Genomic DNA, 18,617 nt, shown 5'->3' on the forward strand with positions numbered 1-18,617 from the left:
GAGGGGAGGGGTTAGGGGTGGGGGTAGTGGCCACGACGTTCAACGCATCACCCCCAACTCCCGAAGTATCTCCTCAATGCAGCCGTCCAAAGTTTCATCCAACTCTCCCGTTCGGAAGCGCAAAACCCTATAGCCCGCTCGATGCAGCCATCGATCTCTGATCGCGTCCGATGCCATCCTTTCTGGCTCGACATGAAACTGACCGTCTACTTCAATCACGAGCTTTGCGGAATGAATGGCAAAGTCGGCCACGTATGGTCCGATCGGAACTTGGCGCCTGACATGGGCGCCATAGAGTTTCCTGAATTCTTTCAGTTCGTGCCAAAGACGTTTCTCTCCTTCCGTCATATTTCGGCGGTGCCGGCGCGCTCGCCCAATGGCGTTTTTTCCAACAACGGATGGCATCGCGGCTGTACCCCCACCCCTAACCCCTCCCCTCAAGGGGGAGGGGAACGCGTTTGCGCTCATCATACCCCGCTCGCCGGGATGCCGGCCCGCTCGACCTTGCGCGGTGCAGTCACCTCTTTCCACTTGGACAGCGCCCGGTGGACGGGAGCATTCGCCTCGCGTGCCACGAACTCGCCATGGCCGGGCTTCGGTTTGACCACCCCGTCCTCGACGACGATCTCGCCGCGCGACAGCACCGTCCTCGGCAGGCCCTTGACATGCAGGCCCTCGAAGACGTTGTAGTCGATCGCCGACTGTTGGTTCTGCGCGGAGATGGTCTTTTCCGCATTCGGATCCCACACCACGATATCGGCGTCAGCCCCTTCGACGATGGCACCCTTCTTCGGGTACATGTTGAGGATCTTGGCGCTGTTGGTCGAGGTGACGGCGACGAACTCGTTCATGGTCAGCCGGCCGGTGTTGACGCCATAGGTCCACAGAACCGGCATGCGGTCCTCAAGGCCGCCCGTGCCGTTGGGGATCTTGGTGAAGTCGCCTACGCCGAAGCGCTTCTGCTCGGTGGTGAAGGCGCAGTGGTCGGTGGCCACCACCTGGAGCGAACCCGCCTGAAGGCCGGCCCAGAGCGAATCCTGGTGCAGCTTGTTGCGGAAGGGGGGCGACATGACGCGGCGGGCGGCGTGGTCCCAGTCGGGGTTCGAATATTCGCTCTCGTCCAGCACCAGATGCTGGATCAGCGGCTCGCCATAGACGCGCATGCCCTTCTGGCGGGCGCGGCGGATGGCTTCATGCGCCTGCTCGCAGGAGGTGTGCACCACATAGAGCGGGCTGCCGGCCATATCGGCGATCATGATGGCGCGGTTGGTGGCCTCGCCCTCCACCTCCGGCGGGCGCGAATAGGCGTGCGCCTCTGGGCCGTCGTTGCCCTCGGCCATCAGCTTGGCCTGGAGCCCTGCCACCACGTCGCCATTCTCGGCATGGACGAGGGGAAGGGCGCCAAGCTCGGCGCAGCGCTGGAAGGACGCATACATCTCGTCGTCGTCCACCATCAGCGCGCCCTTATAGGCCATGAAGTGCTTGAAGGAGGTGATGCCGCGGTCGACCACCTCGGCCATCTCGTTGAAGACCTGTTCGCTCCACCAGGTGATCGCCATGTGGAAGGAATAGTCGCACGTTGCCTTGGTGGACTTGTTGTCCCACATCTGGATCGCCTCCAGCAGCGACTGGCCGGGCGAGGGGAGGCAGAAATCCACCACCATGGTCGTGCCGCCGGAGACGGCAGCGCGCGTGCCACTCTCGAAATCGTCCGAGGAGTAGGTGCCCATGAAGGGCATCTCCAGATGCGTGTGCGGGTCGATGCCGCCCGGCATGACATAGCAGCCGGTGGCGTCGATCTCGTGATCGGCGTGGAGGTCGGGGCCGATGCCGACGATCTTGTCGTGCTTGATCAGGACGTCCGCCTTCCACGTGCGGTCGGCGGTGACGATGGTGCCGTTCTTGATGACTTTGGACATTCGGGTTCCCCTTATTGTTTGTCCGCAGCTAATTTTTCTCGGATGGCGCCGGCTACCCCCACCCTCAATCCCTCCCTACAAGGGGGAAGGAGGCTTGGCGTTGCGCCTTTCGCGCCAACTCTGAGACGCCTGAGATCAAAGGCGGCAGCGACGACGATCCCTCTTCCCCTTGTGGTGAGGGGTGAAGGGTGGGCAGTCGTTGCAACCACACCCTCATTCAACAATCTCCGCCGTCTCCACCACCGCATGAAACAGCACATCCGCGCCCGCCTGCGCCCATTCCTTGGAAATCTCCTCCGCCTCGTTGTGCGACAGCCCGTCCACGCAGGGGCACATGACCATGGCCGTCTGGGCCACGCGGTTGATCCAGCAGGCATCGTGGCCGGCGCCGGAGACGATGTTGCGGTGGGAGTAGCCGAGCCGCTCGGCGGCGTCGCGGATCGCCTTCACGCAGGTCTCGTCGAAGGCCGGCGGGTCGAACTGGCCGGAAATCGTGCTTTCGAAGCTGCAGCCGAGGGCCTCGCAGATGCCGGGCGCCTTCTCTTGCAACTCGGCCACCATGGCCTCCAGCGTGTCGAGCAGGTGGCTGCGGAAATCGATGGTGAAGACCACCTTTTCCGGGATGATGTTGCGCGAGTTGGGGTAGACGTCGATCTGGCCGATGGCGCCGACGGCGTTGGGCTGGTGCTTCATGGCGATCTCGTGCACCAGCTCGGTGATCTGCGCCAGGCCCCGGCCGGCATTCTTGCGCATGGGCATTGGGGTCGAGCCGGTGTGGCTGCCCTTGCCGGTCACCGTGCACTCGATCCAGCGCAGGCCCTGGCCGTGGGTGACGACGCCGATGTCGACCCCTTCCGCCTCGAGGATCGGCCCCTGCTCGATGTGCAGTTCGAAGAAGGCCTTCATCTTGCGGCCGCCCACCGGCTCCTCGCCCTTCCAGCCGATACGCTCCAGTTCGTCGCCGAAGCGCTTGCCCTCCTTGTCTTGGCGGTCATAGGCCCAGTCGCGGTCGATGACGCCGGCGAAGACGCCGGAGGCGAGCATGGCGGGGGCGAAGCGCGTGCCTTCCTCATTGGTCCAGTTTGTGACGACGATGGGGTGCTTTGTCTTGATGCCGAGGTCGTTCACGCTGCGCACGATCTCCAGCCCGCCGAGCACGCCCAGAACGCCGTCATAGCGCCCGCCGGTCGGCTGCGTGTCGAGGTGGGAGCCGACATAGACGGGCAGCGCGTCCGGGTCCGTCCCCTCGCGCCGGGCGAACATGGTGCCCATCTCGTCGACGGCCACGCTCATGCCGGCTTCCTCGCACCAGCGCTTGAAGAGGTGGCGGCCTTCGCCGTCCTCGTCGGTCAGCGTCTGGCGGTTGTTGCCGCCGGCGACGCCGGGACCGATCTTCGCCATCTCGTGGATCGCGTCCCACAGGCGGTCGGCGTTGATCCTCAGGTTCTCGCCCGGTGCAGCCATGTCCGTTCCCCTATTCGATTTCGTTCAGCACGCCGCGCAGGCAGTCGACGATCTCGTCGATCTGGCCCTTCTCGATGATGAGCGGCGGCGACAGCGCAATGATGTCGCCCGTGGTGCGGATGAGCACGCCCTTCTCGAAGGCCTTCAGGAAGGCGGAGAAGGCGCGCTTGGTCGGCTGGCCGGGGATCGCCTCCAGTTCGACGGCGCCGACGAGACCGATGTTGCGGATGTCGATGACGTGTGGCGCGTCCCGCAGCGAATGGAGCGCGTCTTCCCAGTAGGGGCCGAGCTCGGCGCCGCGGGCAAGAAGGCCCTCCTCCTTGTAGGTCTCCAGCGTGGCGATGCCGGCGGCCGAGGCAATCGGATTGCCCGAATAGGTGTAGCCGTGGAAAAACTCGATCAGGTGCTCCGGCCCGCTCATGAAGGCGTCGTGGATCTCCTTCCGCACGAACACCGCGCCCATGGGGATGACGCCGTTGGTCACGCCCTTGGCCGTCGTCATGATGTCGGGCACGACGTCGAAATAATCGGCCGCAAAGGGCGTGCCGAGGCGGCCGAAGCCGGTGATGACCTCGTCGAAGATCAACAGGATGCCGTGCTTGTCGCAAATCTCGCGCAGGCGCTTCAGGTATCCCTTGGGCGGGATGAGAACGCCCGTCGAGCCGGCCACCGGCTCGACGATGACGGCGGCTATCGTTGTGGCGTCGTGGAGCGTGACGATGCGCTCCAATTCGTCCGCCAGGTCCGCGCCGTGCTCCGGCTCGCCGCGGGTGAATGCGTTCCTGGCCGGCAGGTGGGTGTGCGCCAGGTGGTCGACGCCGGTCAAAAGCGTGCCGAACATCTTGCGGTTGGAAACGATGCCGCCGACGGAGATGCCGCCGAAATTCACCCCGTGATAGCCGCGCTCGCGGCCGATCAGGCGAAAGCGGGAGCCCTCGCCCTTCGCCCGGTGGTAGGCAAGCGCGATCTTCAGCGCGGTGTCGACCGACTCGGAGCCGGAATTGGTGAAGAAGACATGGTCCATGCCTTCCGGCGCCATGTCGACCAGCCGGTTGGCGAATTCGAAGACGATCGGATGGCCCATCTGGAAGGCCGGCGCATAGTCGAGCTCGGCCGCCTGGTGCTGGATCGCTTCGGTGATCCTCGGCCGGCAGTGGCCGGCGTTGACGCACCACAGCCCCGCCGTGCCGTCGAGTATCCTGCGGCCGTCGTCTGTCGTATAATGCATGTCCTTCGCCGCCACCAGCATGCGCGGTGCCTGCTTGAACTGCCGGTTCGCCGTGAACGGCATCCAGAATGCACTGAGATCGTTCGGCTTTACGCTAAGCCGGTTGGACATGACCAAGCCTCCGTTATATTCCCCTTGTCCCGGTCAAGCTTGGTATTCTTGGCGAAGGTGTGATACGCAATTTTTGACCGTTTGGACAAACGTTAGCACCGCCATTCGGGCGGTCAAGACCATTCTAGGGTTTTCAGCCCGCGGCTTGGCGCTCCAGCCTCCGGCGATGCGCTGGGCCAGGGCGCCGCGGCCCAGGGTGCGGCAAGGAAGGCGGGGTCGAGACGATGGATAAGCCGACGAAGCCGAGGAGCACGCGCATCCAGCGCGAGAAGCGCGAGCTCATCCTGGAAGCCGCACTCGAAGTCTTCGCCCAGCACGGCTTCCGCGGCGCGACCATCGACCAGATCGCCGAGGCCGCGGGCATGTCGAAGCCCAACCTCCTCTACTACTTCAAGAGCAAGGAGGCAATCTTCGTCACCCTCATCGACCGGCTGATGGAAGCCTGGCTCGCCCCCTTGCGCGAGATGGACGCAGACGGGGACCCGATCACCGAAATCCGCTCCTATATCCGCCGCAAGATCGAGATGGCCCGCGACTTCCCGCGCGAAAGCCGCCTCTTCGCCAACGAGATCCTGCAAGGCGCCCCGCGCATCCTGCCGCTTCTGGAGGGGGAACTGAAGGAACTGGTGGACGAGAAGGCCGAGATCATCCGCCAATGGATACGCCAGGGGCGGCTGAAGAAAACCGACCCCCACCACTTCATCTTCGCCATCTGGGCGACGACACAGCACTACGCGGACTTCGACGTGCAGGTGCGCGCGGTGCTGGGGCCGGACAAGGGCGGGGAGGGACGGTTCGAGGACGCGGCGGCGTTTCTGGAGAGGTTGTTTCTGGGGTGATGGGCGTTTCGTTCGGCGCACGCCGTGCTATGTTTTCGTGAGCCTGGGACCACTGATCATGACGAAGCTGGAAAGAATTGAAAAAGAGATCGAGGCGCTCGACGCGCAGGAATTGCGCCGCTTTCGTGAATGGTTCGAAGCGTTTGATGCGGCGCGCTGGGATTCGCAGATTGAGGCCGATGCGGCCTCCGGTAAGCTGGACGCCCTCGGTGAAAAGGCGATTACCGCCCACCGTGCCGGGCGTACCAGACCGTTGTGACGCATTTTGCTGCACCCGAATTCAGGGAAGCATATGAAAGCCTGCCGAAGGCGGTCCGCACAATTGCTGAAAGAAATTTCGCGCGCCTGAAAGAGAATCCCCATCATCCCCTCCCTGCATTTCAAGCGGGCAGGACGTTATTGGTCCGCCCGGATCGGACGAGGCTACCGAGCGTTGGCCGTGCGTGATGGAGACGACTTCGTCTGGTTTTGGATCGGTTCCCACGCCGAATATGACAAGCTCTTGCGGACGTAGCGGTAGAAGCGGGAAAGATATCCTGTCGGGCTCAAGGCTCTGATTGATAGAGGGATTTTGAAACCATGAAGCGGACAGAGCTTAGCTCCTTGTCCATCGAGTAGTTGGTCGCAAAATTCGCTGAAATCGGCGTCGCCCAGTACGATGCGGAGCTCGATTTGAATACCCGCCGCTACAATCGTCTTTTTCATCAGATGAGGCTTGTTTCGCAGGAGTTGAAACAACGAACCGGAGACGAGCGGCGGCGTCTTTCCGCCTTATACAAGCACCCGAACATCCAGGTTCGCCTGAAGGCGGCAATCCACACGCTTGCTGTCCGGCCGGAGGAGGCGCGCAACGTGCTTAAGGAGGTTGCCGATGAGACGGGCTACCCACAGTCTGGGGATGCTCGTGGAATGTTGCGGGCGTTGGCTGACGGCAGATATGTCGCTGAGTAGTGATGGGTAGAGGTGCCGCCTCGGTGCGCGGGCAGCAGGCATATGCTTGCTTTCAGCCGCTGGCCTCGAAACTTCACTGACTTTCAGGGAGGGGGAAAAGCTCGGTTCCCTTGGCAAGGTGGTAGGCCAGGAGCCCTATCCATTCGTGGGCGGCTATATCCGTGAGGTACAGCCCAACGGATATCGAAGGTGCCGGGCGGTGCAGGTCGGACCGGCGGACGAGATAATCCACGGGGTAGGGGGTTGCTGAAAAATCGGCGGCGCGGAAACAGGCGACTGCCCTTGGCATATGAAAGGCGGATGTGACGAGCAACCACGTCGCCCCTGGCTCGGGCTTTGCCACAACCTTGCTCTCGACCGCATTCTCACAGGTGTTTCGCGAGCGCTCTTCGAGTTCGATCCGCTCCCGCGGAATACCGATCTCGACAAGAAGGTCGCGTGCAAGGGCGGCTTCCGATTTCCCTTGCTCAAGCAAGAGGTCGCCGATCCCGCCCGAGATGAGAATCCTGGCATCGGGATAGAGGCGGCTTAATTCGGCCGTTTTGGTGAGCCGCTCGGCTGCATCGGTCAAGGCGACCGTCTGGCGGTCTTGCGAGATGTCGGTATCGATTTGTCCGCCGAGAACGACAATGCCCGTCACGGAACCCTCGATGGCGGGCCGTGGAAACCTGTTTTCCAGCGCGAGCAAGGCGAGGCTTCCGATAGGCGACCATCCAATGACGAAGAGCAGAACGGCCGCCGCGATCAGGAGGAATCCCCCCGCCTTCCTCCAGCGGAACACAAGGAACACAAGGCCCAGGAGCGCCGTCAGACCAATCAGATTGGATGGGAATGTCAAGGCCGAGAAAAGCTTTGAAAGAACGAAGAACACGTGCGGGTCCGAGGGTACGCTGTCGACAGCTCCGTGAGCGGATCGCGGCATTTCGTTGGAGGACAATTCGCCCGGCCCGATGAGCATGCCAGAGCCGGTGCGACCGGTTAACCTGACCATACGGTCGAGCCGAGTACCCACTCGGGTCGATCTGGTATAAGCCGGAGCGGCGAGCGCCGCTGCCGGTGGGCTTGCGTTCTCTCCTTGCTTTGTCGCAATTGCGGACGGAGAGCCGGTTCCCACTTTTCCTGGAGTTGGTCTACCGCCCCTCTCTAATCTCCGTTAGCGTCTTCGTCGGCGTGATCGCCTCGGCGTCCAGCTTCACCTCGATGATCGCCGGCTTGCCGCTCGCCCGTGCGCGCTCGAAGGTGCCCGCGAACTCCTCCGTTCTCTCCACCGTCTCCCCGTGCCCGCCATAGGCGCGGGCCAGCGCCGCGAAATCGGGGTTCTTAAGGTCCGTGGCGGAGACGCGGCCGGGGTAGTGGCGCTCCTGGTGCATGCGGATGGTGCCATAGGTGCCGTTGTTGACGACGACGACGATGATGGGCAGGCCGTATTGCACGGCGGTGGCGAATTCCTGGCCGTTCATGAGGAAGCAACCGTCGCCGGCAAAGGCGATGACCTCGCGCTCCGGAAAGAGGTCCTTCGCGGCCACCGCCGCCGGCGTGCCGTAGCCCATGGAGCCGGAGGTGGGAGCGCCTTGGGTGGCGAAGCGGCGGAAGCGGTGGAAGCGGTGCAGCCAGGTGGCGTAGTTGCCGGCGCCGTTCGTCAGGATGGTGTCGTCGGGAAGGTTCTCTTCCAGCCAGGCCATGATGGGGCCCATCTTCACCGGGCCGGGGCCGGTCTTAGGCGGGGTGGACCATGCCAGATAGGCGGCGTGCAGGCGCTCTGTCTCGGCCCGCCAGGCGGGTGGGGTCGCGGGGGACAACGCGGCGAAGGCGGCGGCGAAGGCCGACGGCGTGGCGTTGATGGCAAGCGTCGGGCGATAGACGCGGCCAAGCTCGCCGGCATCCGGGTGGACGTGGACGAGCGGCTGATCGGGGTAGGGGCTTTTCAGAAGCGTGTAGTCTGAGGAGGGCATTTCGCCGAGGCGCCCGCCGAGGAGGAGGACGAGGTCGGCGTTCCTGATGGCGTCCGCAAGCGCCGGGTTGGGGCCTATGCCGATGTCGCCGGCATATGAGGGGTGCAGGTGGTCGAACAGCATCTGCCGGCGGAAGGAGCAGCCGACGGGGAGCGCCCAGCGCTCGGCCGAACCTTTGAACGAGGCGACGGAGGCCTCATCCCAGCGCGTGCCGCCGAGGATGACGAAGGGGCGTTTGGCTTCGCCCAGAAGGGCGGCGAGCTTTTCCATCTCCTCATCGCCCGGCCGTGTCTCCACCGGCATGTGGGGCAGGGCGGCGGGCGCCTCCACCGCGTCGGTCAGCATGTCCTCGGGCAGCGAGACGACCACCGGGCCGGGGCGGCCGGAGGTGGCGACCGCGAAGGCGCGGGTGACAAGCTCGGGGATGCGGGCGGCATCATCGATCTCGACCACCCATTTGGCCATCGAGCCGTAGAAGGCCTTGTAATCCACCTCCTGGAAGGCCTCGCGCTCCTTTATGCCGCGCGCCACCTGGCCGATGAAGAGGATCATCGGTACCGAGTCCTGCATGGCGATGTGGACGCCGGCCGACGCGTTGGTGGCGCCGGGGCCGCGGGTGACGAATGAGATGCCGGGACGGCCGGTGAGCCGGCCATGGCAGTCGGCCATCATGGCCGCGCCGCCTTCCTGGCGGCAGACGATGGTGCGGATATCGGAATCGTGGAGCGCGTCGAGCACGGCGAGATAGCTTTCTCCTGGCACGCAATAGAGCCGGTCGACGCCGTTCGCCTCAAGTGCCTCGACGATAAGCTGGCCGCCCGTCTTCATGGCTTCCTCTCTTCCAGTTCGCGCAGGATTTCTTGGCTGTGCTCGCCCAGCCGCGGGGAAGGCCGGTCATAGGCGAGCGGCGTTCCCGACAGGCGCATGGGCGCGCGCACCGAGGGCAGGGCATTGCCGTGGCCGTCGTCCAATTCGATGCGCATGCCGCGGGCGACGGTCTGCGGGTCGGCGAACATCTCCTCGATGGTGTTGATCGGGCTTGCCGGCACATGGGCCGCGTCAAGCTTTTCGAGCAGCGCGTTGCGGGTGAAGGTCTTCAGCTTCGGTGCGATTTCGCCGCGCAGGCGTTCGCGGTTGGCGACGCGCGCCGCGTTGGTCGAAAAATCCGTATCGCCGGCCAGATCTTCCGCGCCGATGACCGCGCAGAAGCGGGCGAACTGCGCGTCGTTGCCGACCGCAAGGACGAAATGGCCGTCCGCCACCTCGAACACCTCGTAGGGGCAGATATTCGGATGGGCGTTGCCCATGCGGGTCGGTGCGTTGCCGGAGACCAGGTAGTTCAGGTTCTGGTTGGCGAGCACGGAGATTTGCGTGTCGAAGAGCGCCATGTCGATGAACTGGCCTTCACCCGTCCGCTCCGCGTGGCGGAGTGCGGCCTGGATGGCGATGACGGCGTAGAGGCCCGTGAAGATGTCGGAGACGGCAACGCCCACCTTCTGCGGTTCGCCGTCGGCGGGGCCGGTGATCGACATCAGCCCCGACATGCCCTGGATGATGAAGTCGTAGCCTGCGCGCGGGGCATAGGGCCCATCCTGGCCGAAGCCGGTGATGGAGCAGTAGACGAGGCGCGGGTTGAGCGCCTTCAGGCTCTCGTAGTCGAGGCCGTATTTCTTCAGGCCGCCGAGCTTGAAGTTCTCGATCAGCACATCCGCCGAGGCGATGAGCTTCAGGAGCGTGGCGCGGTCGTCCGCTTCCGCGAAATCGAGCGCGATGGAGCGCTTTCCCCGGTTGGTGGCGTGGTAGTAGGCGGCCGAAAGGTTCTCGCCGTCCCTGCCCGTCACGAAGGGCGGGCCCCAGCGGCGCGTATCGTCGCCGCCGTTCGGGTTTTCCACCTTGATGACGTCGGCGCCAAGGTCGGCGAGCTGTTGCCCGGCCCAGGGGCCGGCAAGGATGCGCGCCAGTTCGACGACGCGGATGCCTTTGAGCGGGGGTTCAGCCATGAAAGGGGATGCTCCTGTGACGAGGCCCGGTGCCTAGCAGAACTTGCCACGCCCCGAAAGGCGTGTCGGAGCCCGAGCGGCGATCTGCGGCGGACGTAGGGCGCTGGCGGTAAATGACAACTGCTAAGCTGGAGCAATAGCCCGACCCACCCAGCGCGCGAAATCCTCCATGATGCGCTCCCGGTTCAACTCGTTGAGAGATTCGTGCCGGGTTTCGGGATAAATGCTTGTTTCCAGATTCGAAAAGCCGGCTCGCCGGAAGCGCCGTTCGAGCTTCTTCAACGCAATGCCGCCGGCGGTGGCGGGGTCGGCGGCGCCGCCGACGAGTTGAATCGGAAAGGATTTGGGAATTGAAGCGAGCGCCCGGTCGTCGGTGGCCATCAGGTTAAGGCCGAAGACCCCGCGCCACATGCCCACCGTGGCGTCCCAGCCGCAGAGCGGGTCGGCGATGTATTTTTCCACTTCTCCTGAGTCCCGTGACAGCCAGTCGAAGGGCCTGCGGGCATCGGGAAGGGCCTTCGCCCAGGCGCGGAAAGTGAGGCGCGGCATGAGGCGCGAGGGCACGTCGGAGCCAAGCCGAAAGCGCTCCCAGGCGAGCAGGAGCTTTGCCGCGCGCGCCTCCGGCCGGCTGGCGAGCGGCATGTTCCACAGCGCGGCGGCTGCTATGCGGTCGGGATGGCGCATGAGGAAGGTGAGCGCGATCATGGCGCCCATGGAATGGCCGAAGAGGATGACGGGCAGGCCGGGATAATCGGCGGCGATGCGCTCGTTAACCGCCAACACGTCGGCAAGCACCTTGTCCGCCGCTGGCTCCTGCCCGAAGGAACCGAGCGGTGCCCCCGGCGCCTTCGTGCGGCCATGGCCCCGGTGGTCGTGCGCGTAAGCTGCGAAGCCGCGGGCGGCAAGGAAGGCGGCGAAGCGGGCGTAACGGGCGGCGTGCTCGGCAAGGCCGTGGTTGATCTGGACGATACCCCGCGGCTCGCCCTCAGGGCGCTGGACGTAGAGGCGGAGGGTGGCACCCGTCGGTGTCTTAAGGGTCGTCGCGGCGTCGAACTGCATCCCCATCCCCTTGCCCACTCTCCTGGCACCCTTCGCCGCGTTTCCCGCATTGCCCCGCGGCCGCGTTTCGCCTAAATACGCGGGCGAATTCATCTTTCCCCACCCACACCTTAACGGAGCGCGACGGCCCTCATGGCACGCCAATTCATCTACCACATGGCCGGCCTCAGCAAGGCCTACGGAGCCAAGAAGGTTCTCGAAAACATCCACCTTTCCTTCTATCCCGACGCCAAGATCGGCATTCTGGGCCCCAACGGCGCGGGCAAGTCGACCGTGCTCAAGATCATGGCCGGCCTCGACACGGAGTTCACCGGCGAAGCGTGGCTGGCCGAGGGGGCGACGTGCGGATACCTGCCGCAGGAGCCGCAGCTCGACCCGGCGCTCGACGTGATGGGCAACGTCATGGAGGGGGTTTCGGCCAAGAAGGCCATCCTCGACCGCTACAACGAACTGATGATGAACTACTCCGACGAGACGGCGGAGGAGGCGGGAAAGCTCCAGGACCAGATCGACAGCCAGAACCTGTGGGACCTCGATTCCCAGGTGGAGATGGCCATGGAGGCCTTGCGGTGCCCGCCGGGCGATGCCTCGGTCGACAACCTGTCGGGCGGCGAGAAGCGGCGCGTGGCGCTGTGCCAGCTCCTCCTGCGCCAGCCGGACCTCTTACTCCTCGACGAGCCGACCAACCATCTGGACGCCGAGACGACGGCGTGGCTCGAAAAGCACCTGCGCGAATATCCCGGCGCCGTCCTCATCATCACCCACGACCGCTACTTCCTCGACAACGTGACGGGCTGGATCCTCGAGCTGGACCGCGGGCGCGGCATTCCCTACGAGGGCAACTACACGGCCTATCTTGAGGCCAAGGCCAAGCGCATGGCGCAGGAGGGCCGCGAGGAGGCCACCCGCCTCAAGGCGCTGTCGCGCGAGCGCGAGTGGATCGCCGCCAGCCCCAAGGCGCGGCAGGCCAAGTCCAAGGCGCGCATCAGGGCATATGACGAACTGGTGCAGTCGGCCTCCGAGCGGCGGCCGGGCGACGCGCAGATCATCATTCCGGCCGGCGAACGGCTGGGCAATCAGGTGATCGAGGCCGAGGGGCTTTCCAAGGGCTATGGCGATCACCTTCTGATCGACGATCTGTCCTTCAAGCTGCCGCCCGGCGGCATCGTCGGCGTGATCGGCCCCAACGGCGCCGGCAAGACGACGCTGTTCCGCATGCTGACGGGGCAGGAGGGGCCGGACGGCGGCGAAATCCGCATCGGCGACACGGTCAAGCTCGGCTATGTCGACCAGAGCCGCGACACGCTCAATCCCGAAAAGACCGTGTGGGAGGAGATTTCCGGCGGCAACGACATCATCAAGCTCGGCAGGCACGAGGTGAACAGCAGAGCCTACTGTTCCTCGTTCAACTTCAAGGGCGGCGACCAGCAGCAGAAGGTGGGCACGCTCTCCGGCGGCCAGAGAAACCGCGTGCACATGGCCAAGCTCCTGAAGGAGGGCGGCAACGTCATCCTGCTCGACGAGCCGACCAACGACCTCGACACCGAGACGCTGGCGGCGCTGGAGGACGCGCTGGAAAATTTCGCCGGCTGCGCCGTCATCATCTCGCACGACCGCATGTTCCTCGACCGCCTGGCAACGCACATCCTCGCCTTCGAGGGCGACAGCCACGTGGAATGGTTCGAGGGCAACTTCGAGGACTATGAGGCCGACAAGGTGCGCCGTCTGGGGCCGGAAAGCGTCAATCCGAGAAGGGTGACGTATAAGCCGCTGACGCGGTAGGCGCAGCGGGGCGGGCGTCGCCCGCCCGCTTCGGCGTCCTGCGGTCAGAATAACGCCGCATTCGCATTCCCTTAGTTATTCTTTCATAGTATCGATTGCCCCGGGAGGAAGCGGGGACTGCCGCCTCGTCGGCTCCGCGCGTGAAGATACAACGCAAGAAGGCAGGCCGAACCATGCTACGGCGGACGAGCGAGCGCGAGGCGACGGATTTCGCGGTGATGACTGCGCGCAGGACGTTCAGCCGCGTGGCGATCGGCGGCATCGGCGTCGAAATCCCTCCGGCCTCCATTTCCAACGAAGAGCTGGTCGATACCTACAATACTTGGGTGGAGGCGGAGAACGCCAAGCGGGCGATACGCGGCGAGGAGCCGTTGCCGCGTTCGGACGCCGATTTCATCGTCCAGGCCTCGGGCATCCGCCGCCGCCACGTCTACGAGCGCGAAGGCATCCTCGATCCGAACCGCATGGCGCCGCACATCCCCGCGCGCGGCGACGACGAATTGTCGGTGATGGCCGAGTTCGGCCTCAAGGCGGCCCAAAAGGCGCTCGCCCATGCAAAGGTCGCGCCAGGCGACGTCGACCTCGTCATCTGCTCGGCCGCGCACCACCAGCGGCCCTATCCGGCGGTCGGCATCGAGATCCAGCAGGCGCTGGGGACGCAAGGCGCGGCCTTCGACATGGGGCTCGGCTGCTCCTCGGCGCTGGCCGGGCTGCATGTGGCGACAAACCTTGTGCGCACCGGCGCGCACAAGCGGGTGCTGGTGATCACGCCGGAGCTGATCACCGGGCTCCTGAACTTCCGCGACCGGCAGACCCACTTCATCTTCGGCGACGCATCCGTCGCCGTGCTCGTCGAGGGCATGGAGGAGGGGGAGGAGCGGCCGGGCCGCTTCGAGATCGTCGACACGCGCAGCTGGACCCAGTTCTCCAACAACATCCGCACCAATTTCGGCTTCCTTGCCCGCCTCTCGCAGGACAACCCTTCCGTGCTCGAGATGGAAGGCAACATGATCAAGCAGGTGGGCAACAAGGTCTTCAAGGACGTGACGGTGGCCGGTCATCAGTTCATCGTCGACTTCCTGGCCGAGCACGGCCACACCCCGCGCACCATCCGCCGCTTCTGGCTGCACCAGGCCAACGCCCGCATGAACGCCATGATCCTCAAGCTCGCCTTCGGCAAGGAAGTGGGCCAGGACCGGGCGCCGACCGTGCTCGAACGCCTCGGCAACACGGCCGCCGCCGGCGCCATCGTGGCGCTCAAGGAAAACCACGAGGACATGCACGCCGGCGACTTCGGCCTCCTGTGCGCCTTCGGGGCGGGCTACTCCATCGGCGGTGCGCTTCTCAGGATGATGTGAGCAGGCTCGGGAGGCCCCCTCCTTAAACCTCGTCATCCTCCTCCGCATCGAGTAGCCGTGTCGCCCGCCAGCCCGTCAGCACGTCGTTGATCCGGTCAACCACGAAAAAGCGCGCCGCGTCGCGGTCGTAGCCCTCGGCCAGAAGATCGTCGTAGTCGCTGTGCTCGTGGCGCACATGGGCGACCGTTGCCAGCCATACGGCGATTGAGGGCGGCAGGCCGCGCAGCTTGCGGTCGCCCGCCAGGGCGCGGATCTTCTCCGTGTCGGAATAAGGCGCCTGGGGCAGGAGCGCCGTGAGCGCCTTGTTCACCGCGCGCTGGCGGGCGGTCGAGACCTTCATTGCGCTCTCTCCTTGCTGCCGAACGATTCGTGCATTCTGCTTTCCCGTCGGCCAAGCCCTATTGAAACGCATCTGCTCTTTGACGTGCCGCGAAGGGTTTCACAAGCGCGCGGGGCTTGCCAATCCGACGTAATCCATATAAACATATCTTTATATCTTTGTTGGAGAGGCGCATGCTGACACGACCGACGATACGGCTGGACGCGATGGTGGATATCCTGAAGGCGGCGGCCGAGCCGAGCCGGCTGCGCATTCTCGTTCTCCTGTCGCATGCGGACCTGACCGTTTCCGATCTGACCGAAATCCTCAACCAGTCGCAGCCGCGCGTCTCGCGCCACCTGAAGCTCTTGCTCGATGCCGATCTCATCGCCCGCTACCAGGAGGGCTCGTGGGCCTTCTTCCGCCTGTCGGAGGCGGATGCGGCGCGCGAGTTCGTCGACGGCGTGGTGGCCCGCATCGACCGCACCGACCCGGTGACCGACCGCGATCTGGAGCGGCTCGAAGCCATCAAGCGGCGCCGGCAAGAGCGGGCGGCGGAGTATTTCGCCAAGAACGCGGCGAGTTGGGACCAGATCCGCTCCCTGCACGTGCCGGATGCCGCCGTCGAGGCGGGGCTGAAGGCGCTGGTGGGGGAGCGCTCTTTCCAGTCGATGGTCGATCTCGGCACCGGCACGGGGCGCCTTCTGGAGTTGTTCGCACCGCTTTACCGGCGCGGCGTCGGCATCGACCTGTCGCGCGAGATGCTGGCCGTGGCGCGCGCCAATCTGGAGCGCGCCGGCGTGGGCCAGGCACAGGTGCGCCTCGGCGACATCTATGCGCCGCCGGTGGAGCGCAACGCGCACGATCTCGTCACCATCCACCAGGTTCTGCATTACCTGGAGGACCCGGCGCTGGCGATTCGCGAGGCGGCGCGCCTCTTGCGCCCCGGCGGGCGGCTGCTGATCGTCGACTTCGCGCCGCACGGGCACGAATTCCTGCGCGAGGAGCATGCGCATCTGCGTCTCGGCTTCACCGACCGGCAGATCGCCGAATGGCTGGGCGAGGCCGAACTCGACCTTGAGGAGACGCGTGCATTCGCGCCCCGGGGCGAGGCAACGGACGGACTGACGGTGAAGCTGTGGCTGGCGCGCGACCGACGCATCCTGATCGCCGGCAGCGAAACAGAAACCAAGGCGCGCGAGGAGATTGCGTGATGTCCCGGTACCGCTTTTCCCGCCGCACGGACAAGGGCGAGAAAATCCGCGTCTCGTTCGAGTTCTTTCCGCCCAAGACGGACGAGATGGAGCGCCGGCTATGGGAGACCGTGAGGCGGCTGGCGCCGCTCGATCCCGACTTCGTCTCCGTCACCTACGGTGCCGGCGGCACGACGCGCGAGCGCACGGCGCGCACCGTGCGGCGCATCCTTGAGGAGACGGCGCTGACGCCGGCCGCGCACCTGACCTGCGTCGACGCGGACCGCGATGCGGTCGATGCCGTCATCCGCGAGTTCGCCGGGATGGGCGTGAAGCGCTTCGTGGCGCTGCGAGGCGATCCGGCCGAAGGCGTGGGTGCCAACTACCGGCCGCATCCGAACGGCTACACCAACGGGGCGGAGCTGGTGGGGGCGCTTTCGCGCCACGGCGATCTCGACATCTCCGTCTCCGCCTATCCGGAAAAGCACCCCGAAAGCCCGGATTTCGCCACCGACATCGAGATGCTGAAGCGCAAGGTGGACAACGGCGCCACGCGGGCCATCACCCAGTTCTTCTTCGACAACGACGTCTACGAGCGCTATGTCGAGCGGGCGCGCCGCGCCGGCATCTACATCCCCATCGTGCCGGGCATCCTGCCGGTGCACAACTTCACGCAGATGACGCGCTTTGCCGGGCAGTGCGGGGCGCATGTGCCGGCGTGGCTGGCCGAGCGCTTCCAGGGGCTGGAGGACGATCCGGCCACGCACCAGCTCGTGGCAGCCGCGGTCGCGGCGGAACAGGTGCTCGACCTCGTCGAGCGCGGCGTGGAGGATTTCCACTTCTACACGATGAACCGCGCCGATCTCGCCTTCGCCATCTGCCACATGATCGGCATACGGCCGGCGGCGGAGAGGATCGGCGTGCAGCCGGCGGCCGCCTAGATCGTGATGCCTTTTCGTGGAATCGGCATCACGATCCATCTCTTTATTTTAGCATGATCTTATCCGAAAACCGGTATCCACGTTTCGGGATCATGCTCTAAGTCTTTGAACCTACACCTCGGCCCGAAAATCGATTCCGATTTTCGGGCCGAGGCGTAGCGCGCAACAGAAAAGGCCGGGTCGCCCCGGCCTTTCCTGAACTGTTTCAGCTTCTTCCCGTCTTTTCTTATTGTGCTGCTTACGGAAGGACCCCCATGATGACTGCGCCGATGAATGCGAAAGCTGCACATATCACGAGCGCGTTTAGTGGCCGTGTCAGTCCCATAAGCGAATGCCTCCTCTGCAGACTGAAGCCGGATTCTACGGTTTTCCACACGGCATTGCCAAGAGCTTTCTATGCTGCGCTGCAGCAGCTTTGTGAAAAACGCTTCTCGCGACCTTGCATTGCCGCTTGAATTTCCTGCGCAAACGCTCCCCTTCACGTTGTGTTAACAACTTCACACACGCGGTCTGAGAAGGCGGCCGTCTATGGTGATCAGCCCCAGCCCGATCAAAACCATGCCGGCGATCTCGAACGTCTCCAGCCTTTCGCTTAGAAACAGGGCGCCGAGCAGGATGGCGCTGACCGGCACGATGAGGGTGACGAGCGATGCGTTGGTGGCGCCGGCGGACGCGATGATGCGGAAATAGAGGATGTAGGCGAAGGAGGTGGCGAGCACGGCGAGCGCGACGACCGCCGCCCAGACATGCGCGCTCGCCGAGAACAGGCCCTCCGGCCCGTGCACCAGCATCACCAGGGGGACCATGACAACGGTCGAGGCGGTCAGCTGGCCCGTCGCCACCACGGGCGGCGGGATGGCGCGGAAGCGGCGGGCGAAGATGAAGGCGAAGCCGTAGGAGACGGCCGCGCCGACGAGGGCGAACTTGGCCCAGATCGGCCCGCCGAGGCCGGCAACGAGGCCGGGACCGATCATCACCGCCGTGCCGGCGATGCCGAAGCCAATGCCGGCAAGCTTGTTCAAGGAGAGCTTCTCGTCCTGCGTCAGCATGTTGGCGAGGATCGCCGTCCAGAACGGCGTGGTGGCGTTGAGCACGGAGGCAAGCCCCGCCCCGAGTTCCGTCTGGCCGAGGAAGATGAGGGAGAAGGGGATAATGTTGTTGAGCGTGGCCATGACGAAGAAGCTGCCGGCCATGGGAAAGGCGAGGCGGAAGCTCGGGCCTCGCAGGGCAAGCCAGAGCTGCAGCACGAGGGCGGCGATCGACACGCGGAACATGACGAGCGCCAGCGGCGCGATCTCGGCCACCGCTATGCGGGCAAAGAAGAAGGATCCGCCCCAGATAGCGCCGAGCAGGATCAGCAGCGTCCAGTCCTGCAGCGACATCGGGCGGGCGGTCGCGGCGCTGGTCCCGGTGGTCATGGCGTTCTCCCTCGTGAAAGGAAGGGCATCCTTAACACCGGTACCATCCGCCACCACCCGTTTTCGCCGCTGGCACAACGGCG

Annotated in this window: 18 protein-coding genes; 8 read left to right on the top strand and 10 right to left on the bottom strand. The window is 64.9% G+C overall.

Annotated features, from left to right (window positions below):
- Positions 1-39: 39 nt before the first annotated feature.
- The 4 genes from GPJ75_RS10940 to aptA form a co-directional block, all read right to left on the bottom strand.
- On the bottom strand, positions 40-471 hold the full coding sequence (locus tag GPJ75_RS10940) for an endonuclease domain-containing protein (RefSeq protein WP_343036180.1): 432 nt from the start codon (positions 469-471) through the stop codon (positions 40-42).
- Positions 468-1,919: a dihydropyrimidinase gene (gene hydA, locus GPJ75_RS10945; RefSeq protein WP_163268014.1), complete on the bottom strand. Its 1,452-nt coding sequence runs from the start codon at positions 1,917-1,919 to the stop codon at positions 468-470. The genes GPJ75_RS10940 and hydA overlap by 4 nt, the downstream gene beginning before the upstream one ends.
- Before the next feature lie 213 nt (positions 1,920-2,132).
- Entirely contained in the window at positions 2,133-3,383 is a 1,251-nt protein-coding gene (locus tag GPJ75_RS10950) for a Zn-dependent hydrolase (protein WP_163268016.1), read from the bottom strand.
- Positions 3,384-3,393: 10 nt separating this feature from the next.
- Positions 3,394-4,722 carry an omega-aminotransferase AptA gene (gene aptA / locus GPJ75_RS10955; protein ID WP_163268018.1) on the bottom strand — a complete coding sequence of 443 codons (1,329 nt, stop codon included), beginning with the start codon at positions 4,720-4,722 and terminating at the stop codon, positions 3,394-3,396.
- Positions 4,723-4,946: 224 nt separating this feature from the next.
- On the opposite strand from aptA, the gene GPJ75_RS10960 reads away from it, so the two are divergent.
- The 4 genes from GPJ75_RS10960 (at position 4,947) to GPJ75_RS10975 (ending at position 6,512) form a co-directional block, all read left to right on the top strand.
- Positions 4,947-5,561 carry a TetR family transcriptional regulator C-terminal domain-containing protein gene (locus tag GPJ75_RS10960; protein WP_163268020.1) on the top strand — a complete coding sequence of 205 codons (615 nt, stop codon included), beginning with the start codon at positions 4,947-4,949 and terminating at the stop codon, positions 5,559-5,561.
- A gap of 58 nt (positions 5,562-5,619) precedes the next feature.
- On the top strand, positions 5,620-5,820 hold the full coding sequence (locus tag GPJ75_RS10965) for a hypothetical protein (RefSeq protein ID WP_159589239.1): 201 nt from the start codon (positions 5,620-5,622) through the stop codon (positions 5,818-5,820).
- Positions 5,821-6,000: 180 nt separating this feature from the next.
- A complete protein-coding gene (locus GPJ75_RS27730; RefSeq protein ID WP_425483143.1) occupies positions 6,001-6,075 on the top strand; it encodes a hypothetical protein in 75 nt (24 codons plus the stop codon).
- Positions 6,076-6,179: 104 nt separating this feature from the next.
- The gene (locus tag GPJ75_RS10975) at positions 6,180-6,512 is read left to right on the top strand and encodes a DUF2019 domain-containing protein (protein WP_246249022.1); all 333 of its coding nucleotides are present in this window, start codon (positions 6,180-6,182) and stop codon (positions 6,510-6,512) included.
- Between the two features lie 73 nt (positions 6,513-6,585).
- Here the strand turns inward: GPJ75_RS10975 and GPJ75_RS10980 are convergent, their stop codons facing one another.
- The 4 genes from GPJ75_RS10980 to GPJ75_RS10995 all read right to left on the bottom strand — a co-directional run bounded on the left by GPJ75_RS10980 (position 6,586) and on the right by GPJ75_RS10995 (position 11,523).
- Entirely contained in the window at positions 6,586-7,470 is an 885-nt protein-coding gene (locus tag GPJ75_RS10980) for a YdcF family protein (protein WP_163268022.1), read from the bottom strand.
- Positions 7,471-7,642: 172 nt separating this feature from the next.
- On the bottom strand, positions 7,643-9,292 hold the full coding sequence (locus tag GPJ75_RS10985) for a thiamine pyrophosphate-binding protein (RefSeq protein ID WP_163268024.1): 1,650 nt from the start codon (positions 9,290-9,292) through the stop codon (positions 7,643-7,645).
- Positions 9,289-10,464, bottom strand: a complete 1,176-nt coding sequence (locus GPJ75_RS10990) for a CaiB/BaiF CoA transferase family protein (protein ID WP_163268026.1) — start codon at positions 10,462-10,464, stop codon at positions 9,289-9,291. The genes GPJ75_RS10985 and GPJ75_RS10990 overlap by 4 nt, the downstream gene beginning before the upstream one ends.
- 123 nt (positions 10,465-10,587) lie before the next feature.
- A complete protein-coding gene (locus GPJ75_RS10995) occupies positions 10,588-11,523 on the bottom strand; it encodes an alpha/beta fold hydrolase (RefSeq protein WP_163268028.1) in 936 nt (311 codons plus the stop codon).
- Between the two features lie 132 nt (positions 11,524-11,655).
- Between GPJ75_RS10995 and ettA the strand changes: the two genes are divergently transcribed.
- Entirely contained in the window at positions 11,656-13,305 is a 1,650-nt protein-coding gene (gene ettA / locus GPJ75_RS11000; protein ID WP_163268030.1) for an energy-dependent translational throttle protein EttA, read from the top strand.
- A 218-nt stretch (positions 13,306-13,523) separates the two neighbouring features.
- Complete coding sequence (locus tag GPJ75_RS11005; protein WP_163268279.1) at positions 13,524-14,663, top strand: beta-ketoacyl-ACP synthase III; 1,140 nt, start codon at positions 13,524-13,526, stop codon at positions 14,661-14,663.
- Positions 14,664-14,685: 22 nt separating this feature from the next.
- Here GPJ75_RS11005 and GPJ75_RS11010 read toward each other — a convergent pair whose 3' ends face one another.
- Positions 14,686-15,003 carry a DUF2293 domain-containing protein gene (locus GPJ75_RS11010; RefSeq protein WP_163268032.1) on the bottom strand — a complete coding sequence of 106 codons (318 nt, stop codon included), beginning with the start codon at positions 15,001-15,003 and terminating at the stop codon, positions 14,686-14,688.
- Between the two features lie 173 nt (positions 15,004-15,176).
- On the opposite strand from GPJ75_RS11010, the gene GPJ75_RS11015 reads away from it, so the two are divergent.
- On the top strand, positions 15,177-16,196 hold the full coding sequence (locus GPJ75_RS11015; protein WP_163268034.1) for an ArsR/SmtB family transcription factor: 1,020 nt from the start codon (positions 15,177-15,179) through the stop codon (positions 16,194-16,196).
- Positions 16,196-17,116, top strand: a complete 921-nt coding sequence (gene metF, locus GPJ75_RS11020) for a methylenetetrahydrofolate reductase [NAD(P)H] (RefSeq protein WP_163268036.1) — start codon at positions 16,196-16,198, stop codon at positions 17,114-17,116. The genes GPJ75_RS11015 and metF overlap by 1 nt, the downstream gene beginning before the upstream one ends.
- Positions 17,117-17,613: 497 nt before the next feature.
- Here the strand turns inward: metF and GPJ75_RS11025 are convergent, their stop codons facing one another.
- A complete protein-coding gene (locus GPJ75_RS11025; RefSeq protein ID WP_163268038.1) occupies positions 17,614-18,534 on the bottom strand; it encodes a DMT family transporter in 921 nt (306 codons plus the stop codon).
- Between the last annotated feature and the right edge of the window lie 83 nt (positions 18,535-18,617).

Source organism: Chelativorans alearensis (assembly GCF_010993735.1).
Classification (GTDB): Bacteria; Pseudomonadota; Alphaproteobacteria; order Rhizobiales; family Rhizobiaceae; genus Chelativorans; species Chelativorans alearense.

What these genes read in the sequence shown, in the direction of transcription:
- GPJ75_RS10990 (WP_163268026.1), bottom strand. Translation starts at nt 10,464, where the DNA reads ATGGCTGAACCCCCGCTCAAAGGCATCCGCGTCGTCGAACTGGCGCGC.
- GPJ75_RS10950 (WP_163268016.1), bottom strand. Translation starts at nt 3,383, where the DNA reads ATGGCTGCACCGGGCGAGAACCTGAGGATCAACGCCGACCGCCTGTGG.
- GPJ75_RS11005 (WP_163268279.1), top strand. Translation starts at nt 13,524, where the DNA reads ATGACTGCGCGCAGGACGTTCAGCCGCGTGGCGATCGGCGGCATCGGC.
- hydA (WP_163268014.1), bottom strand. Translation starts at nt 1,919, where the DNA reads ATGTCCAAAGTCATCAAGAACGGCACCATCGTCACCGCCGACCGCACG.
- aptA (WP_163268018.1), bottom strand. Translation starts at nt 4,722, where the DNA reads ATGTCCAACCGGCTTAGCGTAAAGCCGAACGATCTCAGTGCATTCTGG.
- GPJ75_RS10995 (WP_163268028.1), bottom strand. Translation starts at nt 11,523, where the DNA reads ATGCAGTTCGACGCCGCGACGACCCTTAAGACACCGACGGGTGCCACC.
- GPJ75_RS10985 (WP_163268024.1), bottom strand. Translation starts at nt 9,292, where the DNA reads ATGAAGACGGGCGGCCAGCTTATCGTCGAGGCACTTGAGGCGAACGGC.
- GPJ75_RS11025 (WP_163268038.1), bottom strand. Translation starts at nt 18,534, where the DNA reads ATGACCACCGGGACCAGCGCCGCGACCGCCCGCCCGATGTCGCTGCAG.
- GPJ75_RS10980 (WP_163268022.1), bottom strand. Translation starts at nt 7,470, where the DNA reads ATGCTCATCGGGCCGGGCGAATTGTCCTCCAACGAAATGCCGCGATCC.
- GPJ75_RS10940 (WP_343036180.1), bottom strand. Translation starts at nt 471, where the DNA reads ATGATGAGCGCAAACGCGTTCCCCTCCCCCTTGAGGGGAGGGGTTAGG.
- metF (WP_163268036.1), top strand. Translation starts at nt 16,196, where the DNA reads ATGTCCCGGTACCGCTTTTCCCGCCGCACGGACAAGGGCGAGAAAATC.
- GPJ75_RS11010 (WP_163268032.1), bottom strand. Translation starts at nt 15,003, where the DNA reads ATGAAGGTCTCGACCGCCCGCCAGCGCGCGGTGAACAAGGCGCTCACG.
- GPJ75_RS10965 (WP_159589239.1), top strand. Translation starts at nt 5,620, where the DNA reads ATGACGAAGCTGGAAAGAATTGAAAAAGAGATCGAGGCGCTCGACGCG.
- GPJ75_RS10960 (WP_163268020.1), top strand. Translation starts at nt 4,947, where the DNA reads ATGGATAAGCCGACGAAGCCGAGGAGCACGCGCATCCAGCGCGAGAAG.
- GPJ75_RS11015 (WP_163268034.1), top strand. Translation starts at nt 15,177, where the DNA reads ATGCTGACACGACCGACGATACGGCTGGACGCGATGGTGGATATCCTG.
- ettA (WP_163268030.1), top strand. Translation starts at nt 11,656, where the DNA reads ATGGCACGCCAATTCATCTACCACATGGCCGGCCTCAGCAAGGCCTAC.